The following is a 22,921-nucleotide window of genomic DNA, read 5'->3' as shown; positions in this document are numbered from 1 at the left end:
CCACGTTCTGTTCCCGGAGTTCTTCCGATGGAAAGCGACCAACGCGGCTGCCGTCCGCATCACGACCACGGTCTCTACGATCCGCGCGACGAGCGCGATGCCTGCGGTTTCGGCCTGATCGCCCATCTCGACGACAAACCCGGTGCCGGGCTGGTGAAACAGGCGCTCGACGCCCTCGCCCGCATGACCCATCGCGGCGGTGTCGCCGCCGACGGCCTGTCCGGCGACGGCTGCGGCCTGCTGATGAAAACCCCCGATGCCTTCCTGCGCGCGCTCGCGGCCGAATCCGGCATCGCTCTGGGCCAGCGCTACGCCTCTGGCATCGTATTCATGCCGCACGGCGACAACGCCATCGAGCGCATCCACAGCACCTTCTCGCAGGCGCTGCGCGAAGTCGGCCTGGCCGTCTCCGGCTGGCGCAACGTCCCGACCGACGCCTCGGTCTGCGGCGAACTGGCGAAAGCGACGATGCCGGCGATCGAACAACTGTTCGTGGTGCCGGTGCTGGATGTCGAAGGCGCGCGGATGACCCGCGATGCCTTCGCCCATGCGCTGTATCTCGCGCGCCGCCGCGCCGAGCAGCAGCTGCGCGACGTGCCCGGGCTGCATGTGGTCAGCCTCTCGGCGAACAGCATCGGCTACAAGGGCATGGTGCTGCCGCAATACCTGCCGCAGCTGTATCCCGATCTGCAGCGTCCGGAACTGGCGAGCAGCGCGGTGGTGTTCCATCAGCGCTTCTCCACCAACACCAGTCCGCGCTGGCCGCTGGCGCAGCCGTTCCGGCTGCTCGCCCACAACGGCGAGATCAACACCATCGCCGGCAACCGCATCTGGGCGCAGGCGCGCGCGCACGTGTGGCGCACCGATACGCTGAATCCCTCCGAATTCGATCCGGTGATCGAGACGGATGGCTCCGATTCGCAGAGTCTCGACTCGATGCTGGAACTGCTGCAGGCCGGCGGCATGGATCTGCTCAAGGCGCTGCGTCTGTTGATTCCACCGGCGACCCAATCGCTGGAATACAAGGACGCCGACCTGCTCGCGTTCTACGAGTACTACGCGATCAACAGCGAACCGTGGGATGGCCCGGCCGGCATCGTCGCGTTCGATGGCCGCTACGCCGCCTGCACCGTCGACCGCAACGGCCTGCGCCCCGCGCGCTGGCAGCTGAGCGACGACCGCGTGTTCATGGTCGCGTCCGAAGCCGGCGTGTGGGATGTCGAGACGCCGCGCATCCTCGCCAAGGGCAAACTCGGCCCCGGGCAGATGATCGCCGCCGACCTGCAGACCGGCCGCCTGCTGGATTCCGAGGCGATCGACGGCATCAACCGCGCGCGCGCGCCGTACAAGCAATGGCTCAAGCAGGGCATGACCTACCTGCACACCGAACTGGTCGACCCGAATCTCACCGCGGCACCGTTCGACGCGAGCACGTTGTCCGGTTTCCAGAAACTCTTCCAGCTCACCCGCGAGGAACGCGAACAGATCCTGCGCCCGCTGGCCGAAACCGAACAGGAAGCGGTGGGCTCGATGGGCGACGACGTGCCGATGGCGGCGCTGTCGGGCCACGTCCGCCCGCTGTACGACCGCTTCCGCCAGGCGTTCGCGCAGGTGACCAATCCGCCGATCGACTCGTTGCGCGAAGACTGCGTGATGTCGCTCGGCACGCAGATCGGCGAGGAAGGCAACATCTTCGTCGACGGTCCCGAGCAGGTGGCGCACGTGATGCTGAACTCGCCGGTGCTGTCGCAGCGCAAGCAGCGGCAGCTGCTGACGCTGCCGGCGTTCCGCGATTCGCACCGCTATCTCGACCTGAATTTCAGCGCAGAGGAAGGCCTGCGCGCCGCGCTGCTGCGGCTGTGCGCGGATGCCGAAGCCGCCGCGCGCGCCGGCGTGAAGCTGCTGATCATCACCGACCGCCGCCCGCGTCGCGATCATCTGCTGGTGCACGCATTGCTCGCCACCGGCGCGGTGCATCAGCATCTGGTGCGGCTCGGCCTGCGCTGCGCATCGAACCTGATCGTCGAAACCGGCACCGCGCGCGATCCGCATCATTTCGCCTGCCTGCTCGGCTATGGCGCGACCGCGATCTATCCGTATCTCGCCTATCAGACGCTGCACGATCTCGGCGAGCGCGGCATCCTCAAGACCAAGCACGGCGAAGCGACGCAGATCGGTCGCAGCTACCGTCGCGGCATCAAGAAAGGCCTGCTCAAGATCATCTCGAAGATGGGCATCGCCACCATCGGCAGCTATCGCGGCGGGCAATTGTTCGAGATCGTCGGCCTGGATCGCGAAGTCGTCGACCTGTGCTTCACCGGCACGCCCTCGCGCATCGGTGGCGCCACGTTCGCATCTCTGCAGGAAGAAACCGTCCGCATCGCCGAACGCGCCTGGGACAACAACGTGCTGCCGGATATCGGCGGCCTGCTGCAGTACACGCCGAACGGCGAATACCACCAGTACAACCCCGATGTGGTCGTCACCCTGCAGCGCGCGGTGCGCAGCGGCCTGCGCGAGGATTGGAACGCCTACGCCGACGCGGTGAATTCGCGCCCGCCCGCAGCGCTGCGCGATCTGCTCGCGTTCGACACCTCGAAGACGCATGCGATTCCGCTCGACGAAGTGGAACCGGTCGAAAGCATCGTCAAACGCTTCGACACCGCCGCGATGAGCCTCGGCGCGCTGTCGCCGGAAGCGCACGAAGCCCTGGCGATCGCGATGAACCGTCTCGGCGGGCGCAGCAATTCCGGCGAGGGCGGCGAAGACCCGCTGCGCTACGGCACCGGCAAGGTCTCGAAGATCAAGCAGGTCGCGTCCGGCCGCTTCGGGGTGACGCCCGAGTATCTGGTCAACGCCGAAGTGCTGCAGATCAAGGTCGCGCAGGGCGCCAAGCCCGGCGAAGGCGGCCAGCTGCCGGGGCACAAGGTCAACGCGTTGATCGCGCGCCTGCGCTACGCGCGGCCGGGCATCGGCCTGATCTCGCCGCCGCCGCATCACGACATCTATTCGATCGAAGATCTCGCGCAGTTGATCTTCGATCTGCGCCAGGTCAATCCCGAGGCGCTGATCTCGGTGAAGCTGGTCGCGCATGCGGGCGTCGGCACCATTGCCAGTGGTGTGGCGAAAGCCGGCGCCGATCTGATCACCATTTCCGGCCACGACGGCGGCACCGGCGCCAGCCCGATCTCCTCGATCCGCTACGCCGGCACGCCGTGGGAACTGGGCCTGTCGGAAGCGCGGCAGTCGCTGATCGCGAACGGGCTGCGCGACCGCGTGATCGTGCAGGCCGATGGCGGCATGAAGACCGGCCTCGATGTGATCAAGGCCGCGCTGCTCGGCGCCGAATCGTTCGGCTTCGGCACCGCGCCGATGATCGCGCTGGGCTGCAAGTACCTGCGCATCTGCCATCTCAACAACTGCGCCACCGGCGTCGCCACCCAGGACGACACGCTGCGCGCCGATCATTTCACCGGCCTGCCCGAGCGCGTCGAGAATTTCTTCCGTGGCCTTGCCGAGGAAGTGCGCGGCTATCTCGCGCAGCTGGGCGCACGCACGATCGAAGAGATCGTCGGCCACACCGAATTGCTGCAGCAGACCGAAGGCACGCTGCCCGTTCATCGCCTGCTGGATCTGTCGCCGCTGCTTGCGCACGAAGGCCTCACCGCAGGCGGACACTGCGGCGTGCGCGCGCCGCAGCCGGCGCCGACCGGCCTGGCCGCGCAGTTGGAAACGGATCTCGCGGATGCGATCGCACACAAGCGCGGCAACCAGGCGTTCGACACGCCGCTGCGTTACGACATCCGCAACACCGACCGCAGCATCGGCGCGCGCCTGTCCGGACGCATCGCGCGCGCGCACGGCAACCACGGCATGCACGACAGACCCATCGCCCTGCATTTCGACGGCAGCGCCGGGCAGAGCTTCGGCGCGTTCCTCGCCGGCGGCCTGCAGCTGGATCTCGAAGGCGAGGCCAACGATTACGTCGGCAAGGGCATGGCCGATGGCCGCATCGTGATCCGCCCGCCGCGCACCGCGCGCTACATCGCGCACGAGTCGCCGATCCTCGGCAACACCTGCCTCTACGGCGCCACCGGCGGCGAACTGTATGCCGCAGGCCGCGCGGGCGAACGCTTCGCGGTGCGCAATTCCGGCGCGCTTGCGGTGGTCGAAGGCGCGGGCGATCACTGCTGCGAATACATGACCGGCGGCGTGGTCGCGGTACTCGGCCGCACCGGCCTGAACTTCGGCGCCGGCTTCACCGGCGGCATGGCTTACGTGCTCGACCGCGACCGCGATTTCGTCGACCGCTACAACCATGAACTGATCGATATCCTGCGCATCAACTCGGAGGGATTCGAGCACCATCGCTCGCATCTGCTCGATCTGCTCGAAACCCATGTGCGCCACACCGGCAGCGTGTACGCGCAGGGCATCATCGACAACTTCCGCGACCACCTCGGCAAGTTCTGGCTGGTGAAGCCCAAGGCCGTGAGCATCGAGACGCTGGGCGAAACATTGCGGAGAGCCGCATGAGCAAGAAAACCCCGCAGGCGTTTCTGCAATCGCAGCGGCAGATGCCCGAGCGCGTGGCGCTGGATCTGCGCCAGCAGGGCGATTGGCACGAACTGTACGGCCGCTTCGAGGAAGCCGAGGCGAAGAAGCAGGCCTCGCGCTGTCTCGATTGCGGCAATCCGTACTGCAGCTGGGGCTGCCCGCTGCACAACTACATTCCGCAGTGGCTGGAACTCGCGCGCGAAGGCCGCGTGCACGAGGCGGCGACGCTGTGTCACGAAACCAATCCACTGCCCGAGATCTGCGGACGCGTATGTCCGCAGGATCGTCTGTGCGAAGGCGCGTGCACGCTCAACGATGGCTTCGGTGCGGTCACCATCGGTGCGGTCGAAAAATACATCGTCGACAAGGCGCTGGCCGAAGGTTGGCAGCCCGATGTCTCCGCCGCGCAGCCCACCGGCAAGCGCGTCGCGATCGTCGGCGCCGGCCCCGCCGGTCTCGCCTGCGCCGACAGGCTCGCGCGCGCGGGCGTGCAGGCGGTGGTGTTCGACCGATACGAACAGATCGGCGGCCTGCTGCAGTTCGGCATTCCCAGTTTCAAGCTCGACAAAGCGGTGATCGCAACGCGGCGTACCACGCTCGAAGGCATGGGCGTCGAGTTCCGCCTCGGCGTGGAGATCGGTGGCGACATCACGATGGACACGCTGCTCGCCGAATTCGACGCGGTGTTCCTCGGTCTGGGCAGTTATCGCTACACCGATGGCGGCCTGCCCGGGCAGGACCTGCGCAATGTGCTGCCGGCGCTGCCGTTCCTGGTGCAGAACGGACGCATCGTGGTGGGCGAACACGATGTCGCCGGCCGGCCCATCGCCGGTTGGGAAGATCAGGTGCGACTGCCCGACCTGCGCGACAAACGCGTGGTCGTGCTCGGCGGCGGCGACACCGGCATGGATTGCGTGCGCAGCGCGGTGCGGCTCGGCTCGGCGCAGGTCAGCTGCGTCTATCGCCGCGACGAAGCCAGCATGCCGGGCTCCGCGCGCGAAGTCGCGAACGCGCGCGAAGAAGGCGTGCAGTTCCTGTTCCAGCGCGCGCCGCTTGAATTGCTCGACGACGGCGATGGCCATGTCCGCGCGGTGCGCGTCGCCGAAACGCGTCTTGGCGAACCCGACGCGCGCGGTCGCCGTCGCCCGGAACAGCTGCCCGGCAGCGAGACCGAGCTCGACGCCGACATCGTCATCATCGCCTTCGGCTTCCAGCCCGATCCGCCCGCCTGGCTCGCCGCGCACGGCATCGCGCTGCACGACGACGGCCGGGTGAAAGTGTTTCCGGCACCGCCGCCGCACCACCCTCTGCGCATCGATCCCGCGAACCCGGTCTATCCCTACCAGACCGCGAACGCGAACGTCTTCGCCGGTGGCGATGGCGTGCGCGGCGCGGACCTTGTCGTCACTGCGGTGCAGGAAGGCAGGGATGCGGCGGCGAGTATCGTGAGGTTTCTGGGCTGATCAGCAAAAGGGGGTTGTCGCCTGACTTGTGCAGAAGTTGCTGGGTCGTTACACGGTCGCTCGACGGCAAGTCTTGCGTCGCTCGCATCCGGCGCGCCAGGGCGCGCCCTACTCAGAACATTTCGGTCGGTTTAGGTCGTGCTCCAGCACGCCGGTTTGTGCGGGTTACAGGCCTTGGCGCCACCGCCCAGTGCGGTGCTGCGATCGCCGTCGTTCGTCCGCGCGGCGCTGTAACCGGGATACGTGGTCTGCGCGGTAGCCGTGGCGCTGCGCGCCAGATTGGGCGTGTTGCAGACTTGCGCATGCGCCGGCAGGACAAAGGCCAGCATGAAGAGAGCCGCGAGCGCGATACGGTCGCGCAGGCGGAGACGAAGGAAGGTAAGGGAGAGAGCAGGCATGGCCATGAATCCTCCTGATGGTTATCGGGACCGTGCGTCGCGTCTGCGGTCCGTTTGCGCATTCCTGTGCGTAATTAATGGGATGTTCCAAAACGACCAGAATGTCAAGAAAAACGGGGGTTTTCGGACGAACGGATGCAGCACTTGTGACTGCTATCTCACAGACAGCACGCCAAAGACCCCGCTTTTGCAGGGTGCATACGCGAAACGTCATGCGCCCTATCGTCGGCGGTGAACACGAAGTCGCCGGCCCATCCATCGCCTGTTGGGAAGTCACGCAAGGAGTAACCGCCATAGGCGATCACGCCATCACGACACATTCGCCATTTCGAAACTCAATCATGGCGGGCATCGAAAAAAGGGGAATCCGCTTCGCGGACTCCGCTTTACGGCCTTTCGCGACAGGCGTTTTTACCCCAGGGTCGCAAGGCGAACATGTCCTTGCAGCGCAAGTCTAAGATCGGTGCGCTGGCGCACCGACTTCGTTGTCGTCGGCCTATAGCATGGCGGTATGTTCGTGGAGTTCTCGAATCCGCAGGGAAGCCTTCGCGACGCATGTCGTCAGCCTTGTCGAATACAGGCCGACTGCGGCCTCCCGTTGCGCTTCATGAGACCGCGCGGCGCATCCGATCCCGGTACGCCCCGATGAACCGGTAGACGGCACATCAGCAATACGACACGTATTCCGGCAGTCACCTTCAAATCACTGCCGCCAAGCAGCGCTCCCGTGACGGGTGTTGCCAACACCTGAACTCTGGATATGTCCTCATGAAACGCATCGCACTCACTGTACTATCGCTCGTTATCGCCACCTCATTCAGCGGCTTGGTCGCCGCCCAGACCTATGGTTCCCAAAACAGTTACGCGCCCGAAAACTCGCGCCGCGCATCCGCTCGAGTCACCCGTGTCGAACGCATGTCCAATCGTGACGCTGGCTACCGGCGTGATCCCTATCAGCGTCAGGAGTGCTGGAACGAGAGCACCAACAGGAACGAAAGCGGCTACTACCGCGACGAATCCGGTCGACTCTATCGCGGCGACAGCAGCAGCAAGACCACGCGTACGGTGATCGGCGCGATCGTCGGTGGCGCCTTGGGAACGCAGGTCGGCGGCGGTGATGGCCGTACCGCCGCCACCATCGCCGGTGCAGCGATCGGCGCTGCCATCGGCGGAAACTCCGGTCGTGACAACCGCTACGAGGGATACGATCGCTACAGCGACAACTCCGGTACCGAGCGTCGTTGCCGCACGATCGGCGGCAATGGCGGTCGCGACACGTATCGGGTGAGTTACACCTACGCCGGCCTTGCTTACCAGACCGTGACAAATATCAATCCCGGACGCACTTTGCGGGTGCTGGTCGACGTAAGGCCGGAAGATGATTGATGCATGGAATTTGAATCGTCGATCGATTGCGAAGGAGTCTTGTCAGGTCGTGTGAAAAGCGGACGATCCTACCAATCCACAAAGAACGCCCTTGCCGGGGCGTTCTTTGTTTGCAGGACAGAACTGGGACAACCTGACATCGATAGCCGTTCTCTTTCAAGCAATAACTTCGATGGTTTGATCTGGCTCTGCGTAATAGAGCATTCCTAAATCTTCGGTCTCTATGAGAACACCTTTATCAAGACGACCACCGCCGACCATTTCCTCTTTCGTAAGCCAACTGTCATATCCCACAGCACATAGCCAATTATCAAAGTCACAAACAACAAGACCACGGACATTACCCTCAACATTAACCACGTCACCAACCCGGATGTCTCTATCACCTTTGAGATACTTCATAGGCCAACTCCGAATCAATTTACAAACGGTTCAACAGGGACCCAGCTAGGCTGCAACGCATCCGGCTTCGCTACCCATTTTTGCTTTGCCCAAAAGCAATCACACTTCGGGTATGGATACTGATTCGCGATAAACATATTGTGATGTGATCCATAGACACCGTGTTGCATCTCAGTGTCTGGGATCACATCTAATGGCCGATACCCTACTGTACCCACAGGAACAATTCTTCCTGCGGTGGTTTTGCAAGGCGGGCATGTATTGTCAGGCCGACATTGATCTCGCTCTTTGAATGGATCATCCGAGCACGAAGCATCCTGTCCAAAATTTCCAGGAATCATCATCAAAATGACCCCTGCGGTAATCGGGTTCGTGCACATTCTCGCTACCGTAGTGATCCCGACGCCTCTTGCCGGCCCGTAAAACGGATCATTAGCAGGTGGCAAATTTGGCGGCGTGAAGCGACCAGGAGCACGCGGAAAGCTCGGCGTTCCCGTCGGAATACGTGCAGGTTGCGCTAACCCAAACGGGTCAATTTCGATCATCGGGTTTCCGCCAACGTAACCATATGTGCTGATGCCGCCACCGAGTCCGATTGGATCGCTTTGGCTATACCGCCCCGTGCTCGGATCGTAATCCCGGAAGTAGTTGTAATTGAACCCCGTCGCGCTGTCGTACTGCTGTCCCGGATAGCGCAGGTCCAGCACGAACAGCGTGTCGTCGCCGTCCGGGTCCTGCTCCGGTTCGGTCTCGCCGAACGCCTCGTCCGTCAACGCCCAGCGCCACACCGCCACGTCCCGGTCCGGGTCGATGACGACGCGTGGCGTACCCAACGCATCCGCTTCGACGTAGTGCAGATCGAGCGCGCTGCCCGCGTTGCGGACCAGTCCCACCGGCAGGTCGCCCAGCCAGATCGCCTGCTGGACCGCGATGCCGTTCGCATCGTAGTCGCCGATCCAATGGCCGGCCGGGTCGAACACCGTGTGCACCACTTCGTCGCTGCCGCTGCGGTAGACCCGCTCGCCTGCACCGTTGTAGCGGTAACTCATCGTCAGCTCGCCTTCCAGGCTCACGCTGGCCAGCCGGTTCGCCGCGTTGTACGTGAAGCTGCGCGTCAAGGCGCCCGGCGGCGGCGCTTCGTCGGTTGTCGCCTCCTGCTCCGTGCCGCTGTACGCCGCGCTCTCCAGAGATTCCTCCGGCGTGGGCAGCGGGTCGTCGATCACGATCGTCCCCATCGGCACGATGCTGATCAGATTGCCCGCCATGTCGTAGTTCCGCTGCGCGCCCGATGCGGTCATCAATCGATGCGTGCCCGGCCAGTAGCTGTGGATATCACCGGTCCACTGCGTGGTCGATGGGCCGGGGATGCACGGCTCGCCCGGTGGTACTCCGCTGCAGTCCTGGGCACTGACCGTGTCCCGCTGACCCGAGTTCGTCCGGTTGCCGGTCTTGTCGTAGCCGTAGCTCTGCCACGGCACGGCCTGCGCGTCCTTCGCGCTGATCAGACGGTTCAAACCATCGTGCTCGTAGCTGCGCTGCGGCGGATCGGTCTGATCGCCGTTGCGCAACACCTTGAGGTTGCCCACCTCGTCGAACTCGTAGCCCAGGCTGATTCCGCCCGCCGCCGTGTCCTGCACGATCCCCGGCTGACCGCTCTTGTTGAGCGTGCGCTCCATCACCCGGCCATTGCCGTACGTCCACTGCGCCACCGGACCGAAGGGGTGGTAATTGGCGCTGCGCAGCAGCTGGCGGCGACTCCCTGCCCGTTCGCTCACCGCCACGCCCATCTCCACCACGCGCCCCTGACCGTCGTACAGATAATCGACGACGATCCCATCCGGATACGTCATCGCCTGCAGCCGGCCGTTCGCGGCGTACTGCCATTGCAGCGTGAAGGTCTTGCCCTGCGTGCGCTGCACCTTGCGGGTCAGGTCGCCGAAGCGGTTGTAGCAGTACGTCGTCCTGTCGTTGTCGCTGCCATCGGTCATCCGGCCCAGACGGCCGGCGAGGAAGGTTTCGCCCGCAGGGCAATCGCTCTGTGCGACATCGTAGAGATAGATTGCGTTGAGCGCCGGCTCTTGCGGGTAGGTGACTGTCGTGAGCCGATTCAATCCATCGTATGCGTATTGGACGATCTTGCCGTTGGCGTTGGTCTGCTGCGTGAGGTTGCCGGCGCTGTCGTAGGTATAGTCGGTGGTGCCGGTGTCCGGGCTGACCAACTGGGTCCGATCGCCGAAGCCGTTGTAGCGATTGTCGGTGTGGAGCATCTTCGGATCGGTCACCCTGGTCAGGCGATCCAATGCATCGTAAATGAAGGCGGTCTCCGCGCGGTCCGTCGCCGTGGCGGCGGCGGTCGCGTTCTGCACCGTGCGCTTGAGCCGGCCCAACGGGTCGTACTCGCTGGTCGTCTCGCGGTTCGACGCATCGGTGACTTTGTCGGGATTGCCTTCAAGGTCGTAGTGGTAAGTGGTGGTGACCGGCGTTGTGATCGCGGGGTTCGGATGACGCGTCGATACCGCCTGCAACTGGCCCAGCGTGTTGTAGGTCCGCGACAGCGTCCGCCGCAGCGTACCGGCCGTATCGAAGATCTCCTCTTTCTCCCGGTCGCCATTGCCGTTGAGGGTGTAGACGATCGCATTGCCCTCGCTGTCGCTGATGCGGGTCAGCCGGCGCGCGTCGTCGTAGCCGAACAGCGCATACACGCCGTCGGGCTGGGTGAGCTTCTTCGCCGATCCGTCCGGCCAGTACTCGATCCGCGTGATCCGGTCGTCGCTCTCGCTGCCGCTGTCGGTGCCGCGCACCTTGCTGGCGGTGAGCCAGCCGCGCGTGTCGTATTCGGCATCGGTGATCACGCCGTTGGCGTCCTTCACCGATTTCACCCGGCCGGCACCGTCGTAGGCCAGGATTTCGACGACCTGATCCTTTGCGTTGGTGATTTCCCACATGTCTCCCTTGCGGTACGGGCATGTCGCCGGCGATGCGGCGCAGGTCGGTTCGTCCGCTGGGCGATATGCGTATTGCGTGATGTCCTTGAAGACGCCGGCCACCTCGGGACGCGGGCCGTTGATCTCTTTGATCAGGCCGACGATGGGACACGTGCTGCCCGGTGCCGAAACATCCGCCGATTCGCAGTAGCTCATGCCGGTCGTGCGGGTCGCGTCGTCGGCCGGATCGGTTGCGGCCACCGCCGCGACCTGGTTGCGGGCGTTATGGCTCCAGGTGGTCTTCGCCTTGAGCGCGCCAGCCATATCGCGGGTGCGGTGCTCGGTCACAAGGTTCGTCGCAGGGTCCCGGGTGATCTCCTGGCGCCGCTGTTCCGGCGTGCCGACCGCTTCGACCGTCGCGGAGCGATAGGCGCCCGTGCCGGCGTATTCGTAGTGGGTCGCCACACCCCTTCGGTCGGTGCTGCTGTCAAGCCGACCGGCAGCATCGAAGTGCTGGTTGGCGGCCAGTATTTCCCCGACATTCTGGACTGCAGTAATGCGCCGATACAGACCCGGTCGGATCGTGTACATGCGGGTTCCGCCCGAGGCCGTGGTCACCGTCGCCTGGGTGTCGCTGTCGTAACTGACGCTGGTGACATCGTCGGGTGCACCCAACGCCCGACTCTCGATCGTGCGCCCGCGTGCGTCGTACTTGAAGGTCGCGAAGCGCGCGCCGGTTTCCGAAGTGATGCCGGTGAGGTGATGTCGCTGGCTGGCATCGCCGATCGCGCCCGCTTCGGCATAGTGGTACTGCTTGATCCGGCCACCACCGTAATCGACGCTGGTGAGATTGCGGTCGTCATCGTAGCCATAGCCGATCGACGCGCCATCGGGTAGCCGGAGATACGACAGCAATTTCACTGCCGAGTATTCGAACTTGAGCTTTCGACCCTGGCCGTCGGTCACGGTGGACAGCAGACCGTTCGCATAGGCGAGGGTCGCATCGACGCGCGGATCGGCGGGATTGTGGATCTTCAGCAACAGGCCGCTGCTGTTGAAGTCGCGGATCTCCCCGCCTGACAGCCGCAGCCGCCAGCGCACCGTCCCCGACGGAAACGACTCCAGCACCTTGTCGGTCGAGTTCTCACCGCGATACCGGTGCGCGCCGATCAGCACGAAACTTTCGTAGGTGCCGGTTTCGTCGACCAGCGCTGCAGGCGAGCCACCCGGTACGCCGAAGATGCGGTCGCCGAACGTGTGCGTCCAACCCACCGCGAAGCCCACGTTGGTGCGGAACTGATGCAGGGAATGGTAATAGCGCGTAAAGGTGCGGCCGGCGAACGCGAAGTCGGGCTCGGCGCGCGCCTTGTCGCCGGTGGCCGGATAACACGGATGCTTGCTGGCCTTGCAGCTGGCGACCTGCTGGATCGGGCCGTTGATGGTGGCGAATCTGGCCGTTCTGCACAGCATCGGAAGGGTGAGATCCTCGATGCCGTCATTCGCTGTCGAATCGCTCACCCGGGTGTAACCGGCCGCACAGGTGTAGCTGGCTTCCTTGTAAATGGGAAAGACCAGATCGTCGCTGCCGCTGGAGCACGTGCGGGTCGTGCGGTAGTTCTTCCAACCGTAACGGACCGAGCCGTAAAGCACGGTGACCGTATTGTTGGCGCTGACCGTGCGATACGGTTCGACGCGCAGGTCCTGGACTTCGGACGCGCCAGTAAAGGTGCAGTTGGGGTACATCGCGCGGTACTTTTCCACCGCCTTGCCGACCAGTTCGGTTTCGTCGTTGCACCAGCTGTTGCCGAGATGGGGATCCGTGCTGGAGCTGCAGCCATGGCCACCGACCGGCAGGTAGCCGCCTCCTGCACCGACCGTACCGGTCTGGTAACTCGGGGCGTACAGCGCCAACGCCGGTTGATCCTTCACCCGATAGACATGACTGGCGGTCTGCGCCGCCAGCTGGAACACCGGAACATCCTGCTCCAGCAGCGTCGCGATGGAAGCGTTCTCCGGCGCCGCGCGCATCGCCGCCTCCGCCTGATCCAACGTGTCGCGGCACTGCTGCGGTGTGCTGTCGTAACAGAACTGCGTTGTCGTCTGGGCGAATGCCGGAACACCGATTCCGGCGAACGCCAGTGCCATCACCGTGAGCAGACGCATCGCGCCCTGTTGCCATGCCATCGGGATACCACTGCACCCCTGTCCGTCCTGATCCATGCAAGCCCCATCACCCGATCCGTGAATCGAGCCGTCGAGCCTCGAACCATCCAGTCTGCGTGATCGAGGCTCGGCAGCGCCCGGAGCAGCGAATCGATCGCCGTCCGTGACGATAGTCACGCTAGCCTTTGCGACAATCCCGGTCAAGTGGATCCGCGAGCCATGTCCTCAACGCCCCGCACCATCGTTGATGAAGTGCAGGAATTCGGAGCGCGTGCGCGCGTCGTCGCGGAAGTCGCCGAGCATTTTCGAGGTGACCATGCTCACGCCGCGCTTGTGGATTCCGCGGGTGGTCATGCATTCGTGCGCGGCTTCGATCACCACGCCGACGCCGCGCGGTTTCAGCACGTCCTGGATGCAGCGCGCGATCTGCGCGGTCATTTTTTCCTGTACCTGGAAACGGCGCGCGTAGGCATCGACCACGCGCGCGAGCTTGCTGATGCCGACGACGCGACCGCTCGGCAGATAGCCGACGTGGGCCTTGCCGATGATCGGCGCCATGTGATGTTCGCAGTGGCTTTCGAATTCGATGTCGCGCAGCACGACCATTTCGTCGTAGCCGCCGACTTCCTCGAAGGTGCGCTTGAGATACTCCTCGGGATCGATGGCGTAGCCGCTGAACCAGTCGGCGTAGGCTTTCGCGACGCGCTTGGGCGTGTCGAGCAGGCCTTCGCGGGACGGGTCGTCGCCGGACCATCGCAGCAGGGTGCGCACCGCATCCTCCGCCTGGGTGCGGGTGACGCCGTGTCGCTGGTCGGCGGCCGGCGTTGCGTCCTGGGCGTGGGTGGCTGCGTCGTGGGAGGTGTCGTCGTGATCGGCGGAGCACATGGTCGGGGTCTCGGTCGTGGATCTGGATGAGGAATGGTATCGCGGCAGGCGAATGCCTACCGCGTTGCATACGTCAGGGCCCGTCCTGCGGATGCAGAGGAAGCGCCCGCAGCCGCGCTTCCAGACCGGAGTCGCGCCAGGTCCTGCGTTCGAGCGCGCGATCCAGCGCGGTCGGCGTCGCCCACAGCACCACGCCGCGCCGTGCACGCGTGAGCGCGGTGTACAGCAGTTCGCGCGAGAGCACACGGGCATCGGCATCCGGGAGGATCAGCACGATGCGATCGAACTCCGAACCCTGCGCCTTGTGCACGGTGGTGACATAGGCCGATGCGTGCGCCGGCAGTTGCGCCGGGCGCCACGCGCGCAGTCCATGCGCGGTCTCGAACCACACCGAAGCATCGCCGCGCGCGTCCTGCCAGACCACGCCGACATCGCCGTTGTAGAGGCCATGGCGTTCGCTGTTGGCGGCGATCATCAGCAGACGTCCATGGAAATACGGCATGCGCGCGCCGAGTTCCGCCGCGCACCATGCATTCCAGTGTTCCGCGCCGAACGGACCGCGACGCAGCGCGGTCAGCACGCGCAGCTGTGCGCCCTGCCTCAGCGCTTGCTGCGGGTCGTCGGCATCGCGCACGGCTTCGAAGGGTGGCAAGGCATCGCGCCGCATCGTTTCCGCGAGCGCGGCGACATCGCCGTATCGCCACGCCAGTGCGGGATCGTCGCTGCGCAGGCGTGCCAACACCGCGTCGCGGTCGTCGCGCTGGATCGCCTGCGCCAATGCCAGCAGCGCTTCGGCGTCGGTCTGTCGCCAGCCGCGCAGCAGATGCACGCGCGATCCCGCCAATGGCGAATCCTCATCGCGCGATGGCACCGCCATGCCGAGCAATACAGCTGCTGCATCGGCATCGTTCTTCGGCAGCGCGAGCCCATCGCCGCTGGCCGCGCACAGGCCACCGAGCACATCGCCTGCTTCCACCGCAGGCAATTGATCCGGGTCGCCCAGCAGTACCAGCGTCGCTTCCGCAGGCACCGCCGCGACCAATTTCGCCATCAGCGGCAGATCGACCATCGAGGCTTCGTCGACGACGACCAGATCGAACGGCAGCGGACGCTCCGCATCGTGCCGGAACGCGACCCGACCCGGCTGCCAGCCGAGCAGGCGATGCAGGGTCCGCGCCCGGCGCGGAATCGCGTCGGCGCAGGCGACATCGAGTCGGCCGGCGTCGAGATCGGCGCGCAGCACGCTGTCGATCGCTTCGCCCAGACGCGCGGCGGCGCGGCCGGTGGGCGCGGCCAGCGCGATCCGTAGCGGCGCATGGCCGCGCGCCTGCGCATCCGCCACCTGGATGGCGAGCAGGCGCGCGACGGTGGTGGTCTTGCCGGTGCCGGGGCCGCCGGTGATCAGCAGCAGGCGTCGTCGCAGTGCCGCGACCGCCGCCAGCGCCTGCCGGTCGATGTCGGCGTGCGTTGGCGCCGCAGCGTCATGTCCGAACAATCGTCGCAGCATGTCGGCGAGCGCCGAATCGCCGAGAGGCGCATCCTCGACCGGCGCATGCGCACGCCGATGCAGACGTTCGGCCAGATCCTGTTCGTAGCGGGCGTAGCGCAACAGCGCGATGCGCCCGTTCTCGAATGCGAGCAATGCGTTTTCGGAGTCGGCTGCCTGCGCAATCGCGACCCGGCCGCTGGCATGCAATGCTTCGGTCCACGCGTCGATATCCGGCAACTGCGCATGGGCGTCGAGCGCGTCCAGCAAACGGTGCGCGTCCGCGATGGCGAAGCTGCTGTGGCCCATCGCGACCGCGCGCATCGCCAGCGCACCGGCCAGCGCCACTGGCGTGCCGGCGCGCAGGCGGTCGCGCAGCAGTTCGGCGAATTCGATATCGACCTGACGCAATGCGCCTTCGATCTGCAGGCGCTGCAGCGCGCGTGCGGCAACGGCGTCGATCCGGTCGTCCATTCGTGGATCGCTCATCGCGGCATTCCCGCATTCGCATCCACACCATCGAACAGCGCATCCAACTCGGCGAGCAGCGTCGGCGCGACCGCATCGACATGCACACCGGCGCGCGACTGCGAGATATCGCCCTCTTCGTCGTGCAAGCGGATTCCACGCAGGAAGAGATACACCGAGCCGCCGAGATCGCGCGCATCGTCGTAGGCCGCGCCGCGACGCAGTTTCAGCCAACGACGCAGGGCGACGAGATAGATCAGGTACTGCAGATCGTAATCCTGCGTGCGGATCGCGCGACGCAGACTGTCGGGATCGTAAGCCGGCAGTCGATTGGTCTTGTAGTCGAGCACGTAGTGCCGGCCGATCGGATCGCGGTAGACCAGATCGATGTAGCCCTGCATCAAACCATCCAGCGTCGCCTGCGCGGGCTTGCGCGCGCGCGGATAGCCGTGCGCCTGCAGCAGCGCGTGCACCGCGTCGATGCGCGTCGGCCGCAGCCGGAAATGGAACGCCATCTCGCGCACCTGCTGCGATGCCGGCAGCGTGCACAGGCGCACATCGCCCGGCAGCGACACATTCAGCGCCCGCGACACCAGCCGCGCGGTCTGCACGAGATGCGCGGGCGTGGCCGCCAGGCCATGGCGCAGCAGTGCGTGTTCGAGCACAGCGCGCTGCGTTTGCGGCCAGCGATCCTCCAGCAACGAGGCTTGCGCCTCGGCCTCGCGACACCACAGCGGCGCATCCGCGGTTTCCAGCGCCTGATGCACCGCATTGCCGAACGCGGTGCCGCCGAGGCTGATGACCTCGACTTCCTCGTCGGGAATCGCAACGACTTCATCGTCCGCGCCGCGCAGGATCTCGCCGTCTTCGCTGCGCGCGTGCAGGGAGGAAAAGCTGTGCAGGCGCGGGTCGGTGGAGAAGCGGCGCCTAGCGGTACGCGCGGGCGGAGTGTCGACGTTGTCCGCGTCGATCACGGCGCGCAGACGCGATCGCGGCGCATTCGGATCGAATGCGCGCACGACGATGCTGCCGCCGGAATCCGCAGCCAGCGCTGCGATCCGCGCCTGCATGCCGGCGTGATCCAGTGGGTCGTGCTTGCGCCCTGTCTTCGCGCCTGCATGCAGCAGCCAGTGCAGGGCGCTGGTTTCGGTGCGACTGTTGCGGCTCCACACCACGTGCAGCGCATGCTTCGCACGGGTCATCGCGACGTACAGCTGGCGCTGCGCCTCGGCCTGCTCCTCGCGTTCGACCTGCACCGCGATCGCGTCCGCCTGCGCCGGCTCGAGCACATCCTTGCAACGCCATGCGCGCGCGGGTCGTCCCTGCGGATCGTGGAAATCATCGTACGACAGGCCGCGCGCGCCCGGCTCGCTGCGCCAGGCCACGAACGGCAGGATCACCACCGGATACTCCAGCCCCTTGCTTTTGTGCACGGTCGCGATCTGCACGAGGCCTGCGTCCGATTCCAGGCGCAGCTGCCGCGCCTCATCGGCAGCGGCGGTCGCGCGCTGCAGCGAGAACCACTGCAACTGCTCGGCCATGCCGTGACGCGAGGACGACTCCGCCTGCAGCAGCTCCGCGAGATGCAGCGCATCGGTCAATCGACGCGCGCCGGTGGTTTCGGCCAGCCAGCGCGGCGCTGCGTCGGCGATGAAGGGCAGCAGCGCCGGCAGCGGTCCGCGTCCGCGCCACTGTTCCGCGGCGCCCATGAAGCGTTCGAGCGGGTTCTGGCCGGCACTCTGACTGAGGCCATCGCCTTCATCGAGCGCAGCGATCCGCGCGGCGTCCCAGCCCAACAGCCGCGTCGCCAATGCGGCGCGAAAACGTCCGCCATCGGCCGGCTCGACCAGGCTGGCGAGCAATGCGTGCAGATCCTCCGCAGCGTCGCTGGCGAACACGCTCGCACTGGACAGCAACGCGGCGGCGATTCCGCCGCGAGCCAGCGCGGCCTGCATCGTCATCGCCTGATCGTTGGTGTGCGTCAACACGGCGATCTCCGATGGCCGCAACGCGCGCGCAACGCCTGCGTCCATGAATCGACCGCTGTTCAACAGCTCGACGACTGCGCGCACGGCCGCATCGCGCATCATCGCGAACTCGTCGTCCTTGGTGCGCATGCCGCCACGCCCTTCGCCCGGCGGCAACCAGTGCAGGGTCATGCCCGGCACCACCGCATCGTCGACGCGCAGATCGCCATCCTGTGCAGGACCCGCAGCGCGGACCGGATGGAACGCGATGATCTCGTCGACGAACGGCAATGGATTCGCCGTGAACGCCGTTTCGATCGCGCGCAGCACCGCCGGTGTCGAGCGGAAATTGGCGTCGAGTTCGGCGGTGCCGCGCGTGCCGTCGCTGGCATCGGCCACGACATGGGCGCGCGCACGTCGATACGTGGCGAGATCGCCGCCGCGAAAGCGATAGATCGCCTGCTTCGGATCGCCGATCAGGCACAGCCAGCGCGCACCCGGATCGCCGGCTTCGTACATCCGCCGGAAGATGTCCCACTGGCGCGGATCGGTGTCCTGGAATTCATCGATCAGCATCAGCGGCCAGCGCGCAGCCAGCGCGGCGGCGAACTCCGGCGCTTCCGACGCCTGCCACACGCGCTCGATCAACTGGTCCTGGCTGCACTCGCTGCGGCGCGACATCGCGGTATCGAAACGCACGACGGCGGCATCGCGCAGCGCATGCAGGGCCGCCGCCGCGATCGATTCTTCACGCAGCGGATGCACGACCCGCAGCGGATCGCACAGCGCCGGCAGATCCCCGGCCAATGCATCGGGTGTTTTCCACAGCGCTGCGAGCAGGCCGTGGACGTCGATGCCTGCATCGAATACCGCAGCGTCCGTATTGGCCGCCGCGCGCCACAGATCGGCGGCGACATCGCTCCATACTTCGCCGGCATCGTCGATCACCGCCTGTTCGGCCAACAACCCTGCACGGAACCCGAACTCGCGCAGCGCGCGATGGCAGAACCCGTGGATCGTGGAGACGGTGGCTTCGTCCAGTTGCAGCAGTGCGGCTTCGATGCGTTGACGCACGACCGTGGTGCCATCCCGCCGGATCGCTGCCTGCAGCACTGCATCGGTCACGGCGGCCTCGCCCTGCAGCGAAGTTTCCGGTGCATCGAGCAGCCGGCGCGCAAGCCGCAGACGACGACGCAGGCGCTGGCGCAATTCCTGCGTCGCGGCGCGCGTGAAGGTCACCGCGAGCATCTGCGACATCGACGCGCCGCGTTCCAACAGCAAGCGCAATACGAGCGTGGCCAGCGTGAAGGTCTTGCCGGTTCCGGCGCTGGCCTCGATCAGGCGCGCGCCGTGCAGCGGCAGATGCAGGCCGACATCGGCCGCGATGTCCGCAGGCAATGGCGCGTTCATGCCATCGATGCTCATGCCGCCGGCTCCCGCGCATCGAACACGACGATCGCGATCTCGCGGAAGCGTTGCGCGTGCGCTGCGTCGAAACGGGCGAGCAGACCCTCGGGCCGGAACGCGAGCCGCAGCCACATGTCTTCGCTTTCGCCGCCGCCGCCGAAAGGTGCGAATGCGGCGTGAGCGGCTTTCCACGCGGCGCCGACATCCTTTTTGGCATGCCATAGCGCGGCGTATGCGAACGCGGTCTTCGGTGCGAACGGCAGCGGTGCGTCGCGGCCTTCGCGCCAAAGCGCGTGCATCGCAACGAGTCTGTCGCTGGCTTCCGTCTGCGACAAACCGGTGTAGACGATTTCGACCGGCGCATCAGCTTTGCTGTCGTAGCCGATCAGATGGGTCCGCGCCGGCTCGCCCAGCAGGGACGCCAGCAGCAGATGGTCGATGCCGGCACGCAGACGACGCTTGCCGTCGGGCCTGCCCGCAACCGCGATGGCGCGGGCATCGTCATGGACATCGTCGAAACGGAAGGCGATGCCGTGCGCCGCATCCTCTGCATCCGCCGATACGATGCGCGATCTCGCCGTTCCCACGGCGGTCGCGCGCGCCGCGAGCAGATCACGCGCCACGCCGCGCGCATGCTGTGCGATCGCATCGCCATCGCGCCCCGGCGGCAGCAGCGCCTGGGCGCGCAGCCACGGTGCAGCGGCTTCGTCGTCGTCATGCAGCAACAGCGCATCGGTCGCGCCATACCGCAACAGGCCGTTCTCGCCCAAGGGCTCGCGGTCGGCGATCTCGTGCGCCGCATCCGGCAGCCGCAGACCGAGCCGTTCGCGCAGCCAGTCGCGCGCGGGATTGACGAAGAAGCGCTGCAGCGCGTCGCGATCCGGAATGATCTGCGCATCGTCCGAAGCGGGCGGCGGCAGCGGCGTAGCGACGAACGGCGGTTCGATCGCCTGCACGTCAGCGACCGGCATCGCCCATTCCCGACGATACGAGAACCTGCGCGACTCAATGCCGTCGTCGTCACCCCTCCCGAACGCGCGCGGCGAAAACGGCTGCAGCGGATGCTGCACGCACAGACGCTCGCGAGCGGCATCGCCATGCATGCGCTCGACCGTATCCAGCAGTTCGGAAATCACCGGCGAGGGTTCGCGGACGCTGCCGTCGCGCGCATCACGGCCGCCGTAGCTGAGATAGAACACGTCGCCGGCCGCGCACAGCAGCTGCAGGAACAGGAAACGGTCGTCGTCGCGCACCGAGCGGTCGCCGAGCCGGCGCGGCGCGCGGCCCTGGATCGCGTCGACGATGCGGTTGATGTCGTCGCCCGGTTCGCGGCGCGGATACGCATCGGCGTCGAGACCGAGCAGGCAGATCACGCGGAACGGCACCGTGCGCAGCGGCACCATGCCGGCGAAGGTCACGCCGCCCGACAGCCACGGACGATGCGACGACGGCTGGGTGAGCGTGTCGCGCAGCGTGCGATGCACCAGCGTGGCCGGCAACGCGCCGGCATGCTCGGCCTCGTTCGCGAAATCGTCCAGCGTGTCCAGCAGCAGACGCCGCGCCTGCGCTTCGCTGTCGTCCTGCGGCACCGGTGCGAGCAGCGTCTGCAGCGTGTCGGCGAGTCGCGCGCGCCAGTCGGCGGCGGTATGCGGCGCGCGCATCCATGCGATGAGTTCGCGCAGCTGCCGGTACACCGACAGTGCGCGGTCCAGGGTGTCCGCATCCGCGCCTTCGAGTTCCGGATACGGCGCGATGAACTCCGCACCGACCTCGATCTCCGCCGTCTGCGTGCCCGTGGCATAGCCGCTGAGCAGACGGTCGATGCCGAAATCGAAACTGTATTCGCGCCAGCGCCCGGCGCCGACGCGTTCGCGCGCGAATTCGTCCTCGCCCCAGCGGATGCCGGCGGCCTCGAACCACGCGTCGATCTTCGCGCGCTGCGCGGCATCGAGCTGCAGCGCGTGCGCGATCGATGGCGTTGCGAGCAGATCGCGGAACGCACTGGCGGTCAGCGGCGTATCGGCCAACGCGATCAGATCCAGCAACAGTCCGATCAATGGATGCGACTGCGCCTGTGGACGGTCGGCCAGCGAGAACGGGATATAGCGCGCATCGTCCGGCGGCAGGCCGCCGAACACCGCGCGCGCAAGCGGCAGGTAGTCGGCGATGTCCGGCGCGAGCACCGCGATCTCGCGCGGCTGCAGCGGCGGGTCGAAGCGGGCGTCATCGAGCAACGCACGCAGCTGGTCGTGCAGCACCTCGACTTCGCGCAGTTTCGAATGGCAGGCGTGCAGCTGCAGCGACGCATCGTCGGCGTCGAACGTGGATGTCGCGGGCGCGGTGCGATCCAGCACGTCCTGCTGCAGCCGGTGCAGCAGCGTGTCGCGGCCGGGCAAAGCGAACAGTTCGGTTTCGCGCTGCGGCAGGACGATCTCGTAGGAAAACAGCTGCGCGAGGATTTCGCGTCCGCCCGCGCCCCACGCGGTCAACAGCGGGTTGTCGCGCTCGGCATCCGCGAGCGCCGTCGGCAGCGCCGCGACGCCATCGCGACGCAACCGCTCGCGCAGCGACTCGACATCGCCCCAGTATTCGGCGGAGGGCGTGGGCAGATAGAAATCGAGTTCGGACCACTGTCCGACCACCGCGAGCAGGTGCAGCACATCCGGCGAGACATGGATGGTGCCGAACGCGGCGACGCGTGGCGGCAGTCCGGGCGGTGCGCTGCCGGCGAAACCGTCGGCATCGCGATCGTGACGCGCGAGCCAGTCGCCGAGCAGCGCAGCGCGATGCGGCGTGCCGCGCAGGCGCTGGCGCAGTGCGCGCCACAGCTGTGCCTGCCAATCGTCGCGACTGGCCAGATCGTTGCGCTCCCACGCCTGCAGCCAGTCCCGGCGATACGCCTGGTATTTGTCGTAGGCACCGGCCAAGGCGTCGGCGAGCCCATAACGCGCGAGCGCATGTTCGCCGATCTCCGCGGATGCGCCAGCCGCACGCTGCAGATGCAGACGCACCGCAGTCGGCAATGTCGCGGCGCTGTCGTCGAGCAGCGCGTACAGCTGCCAGCGCAGCGATTCGCGATCCCACGGCGAGGTGTCGGGCAGCTGCGGATGCGCGCTGCGCAGCAGGCGCCAGACGAATTCCGAGGGCGTGCAGATGTCGAGATTGGCGGCGACGCCGTAGCGTTCGGCCAAGGCCTGCTGCAGCCAGTGGCGCAGCGCGGGCTGCGGAATCAGCACCACATCCGGCACCAGCGAGTCGGGATCCGCAGGCGCCGCCAGCCGCGCGCCCAGATGCGCCGCCAACCGGTCGAGGCGGTTGCCGGAAATCAGGTGGAAACGGGCGGAGGCGGTGGGCATCGATCCGACATGATGCCGGAGACGTCCTCAGGACGCCTCCTCCGGGGCTTCCGCGGATG

The 22,921-nt window shown here is 66.2% G+C and carries 10 protein-coding genes; 3 read left to right on the top strand and 7 right to left on the bottom strand.

What is annotated here, in order from left to right; genetic code table 11:
* The first annotated feature begins 27 nt into the window (after positions 1-27).
* Positions 28-4,536, top strand: a complete 4,509-nt coding sequence (gene gltB, locus HOP03_08560; protein NOT88222.1) for a glutamate synthase large subunit — start codon at positions 28-30, stop codon at positions 4,534-4,536.
* Positions 4,533-6,020: an FAD-dependent oxidoreductase gene (locus HOP03_08555; GenBank protein NOT88221.1), complete on the top strand. Its 1,488-nt coding sequence runs from the start codon at positions 4,533-4,535 to the stop codon at positions 6,018-6,020. The genes gltB and HOP03_08555 overlap by 4 nt, the downstream gene beginning before the upstream one ends.
* Before the next feature lie 131 nt (positions 6,021-6,151).
* Here the strand turns inward: HOP03_08555 and HOP03_08550 are convergent, their stop codons facing one another.
* Positions 6,152-6,418, bottom strand: a complete 267-nt coding sequence (locus HOP03_08550; GenBank protein NOT88220.1) for a hypothetical protein — start codon at positions 6,416-6,418, stop codon at positions 6,152-6,154.
* A gap of 768 nt (positions 6,419-7,186) precedes the next feature.
* Here HOP03_08550 and HOP03_08545 point away from each other — a divergent pair.
* The gene (locus tag HOP03_08545; GenBank protein ID NOT88219.1) at positions 7,187-7,804 is read left to right on the top strand and encodes a glycine zipper 2TM domain-containing protein; all 618 of its coding nucleotides are present in this window, start codon (positions 7,187-7,189) and stop codon (positions 7,802-7,804) included.
* A gap of 156 nt (positions 7,805-7,960) precedes the next feature.
* Here HOP03_08545 and HOP03_08540 read toward each other — a convergent pair whose 3' ends face one another.
* The 6 genes from HOP03_08540 to recC all read right to left on the bottom strand — a co-directional run bounded on the left by HOP03_08540 (position 7,961) and on the right by recC (position 22,862).
* On the bottom strand, positions 7,961-8,206 hold the full coding sequence (locus HOP03_08540; protein NOT88218.1) for a hypothetical protein: 246 nt from the start codon (positions 8,204-8,206) through the stop codon (positions 7,961-7,963).
* A 14-nt stretch (positions 8,207-8,220) separates the two neighbouring features.
* Positions 8,221-13,314, bottom strand: a complete 5,094-nt coding sequence (locus HOP03_08535; protein NOT88217.1) for an RHS repeat protein — start codon at positions 13,312-13,314, stop codon at positions 8,221-8,223.
* A gap of 204 nt (positions 13,315-13,518) precedes the next feature.
* Positions 13,519-14,178: a GTP cyclohydrolase I FolE gene (gene folE, locus HOP03_08530; protein NOT88216.1), complete on the bottom strand. Its 660-nt coding sequence runs from the start codon at positions 14,176-14,178 to the stop codon at positions 13,519-13,521.
* A 73-nt stretch (positions 14,179-14,251) separates the two neighbouring features.
* Entirely contained in the window at positions 14,252-16,153 is a 1,902-nt protein-coding gene (gene recD, locus HOP03_08525; GenBank protein ID NOT88215.1) for an exodeoxyribonuclease V subunit alpha, read from the bottom strand.
* Entirely contained in the window at positions 16,150-19,524 is a 3,375-nt protein-coding gene (locus HOP03_08520) for a UvrD-helicase domain-containing protein (protein NOT88214.1), read from the bottom strand. Before HOP03_08520 ends, recD begins: the two co-directional genes overlap by 4 nt.
* Positions 19,521-22,862, bottom strand: coding sequence for an exodeoxyribonuclease V subunit gamma (recC, locus tag HOP03_08515; protein NOT88213.1), 3,342 nt, complete (start codon positions 22,860-22,862; stop codon positions 19,521-19,523). The genes HOP03_08520 and recC overlap by 4 nt, the downstream gene beginning before the upstream one ends.
* Positions 22,863-22,921 lie beyond the last annotated feature (59 nt).

The sequence above is a fragment of the Lysobacter sp. genome (assembly GCA_013141175.1).
Classification (GTDB): Bacteria; Pseudomonadota; Gammaproteobacteria; order Xanthomonadales; family Xanthomonadaceae; genus Lysobacter_I.
The sequence above is the reverse complement of the archived record's forward strand: the minus strand, read 5'-3'. Positions and strand labels throughout refer to the sequence as shown.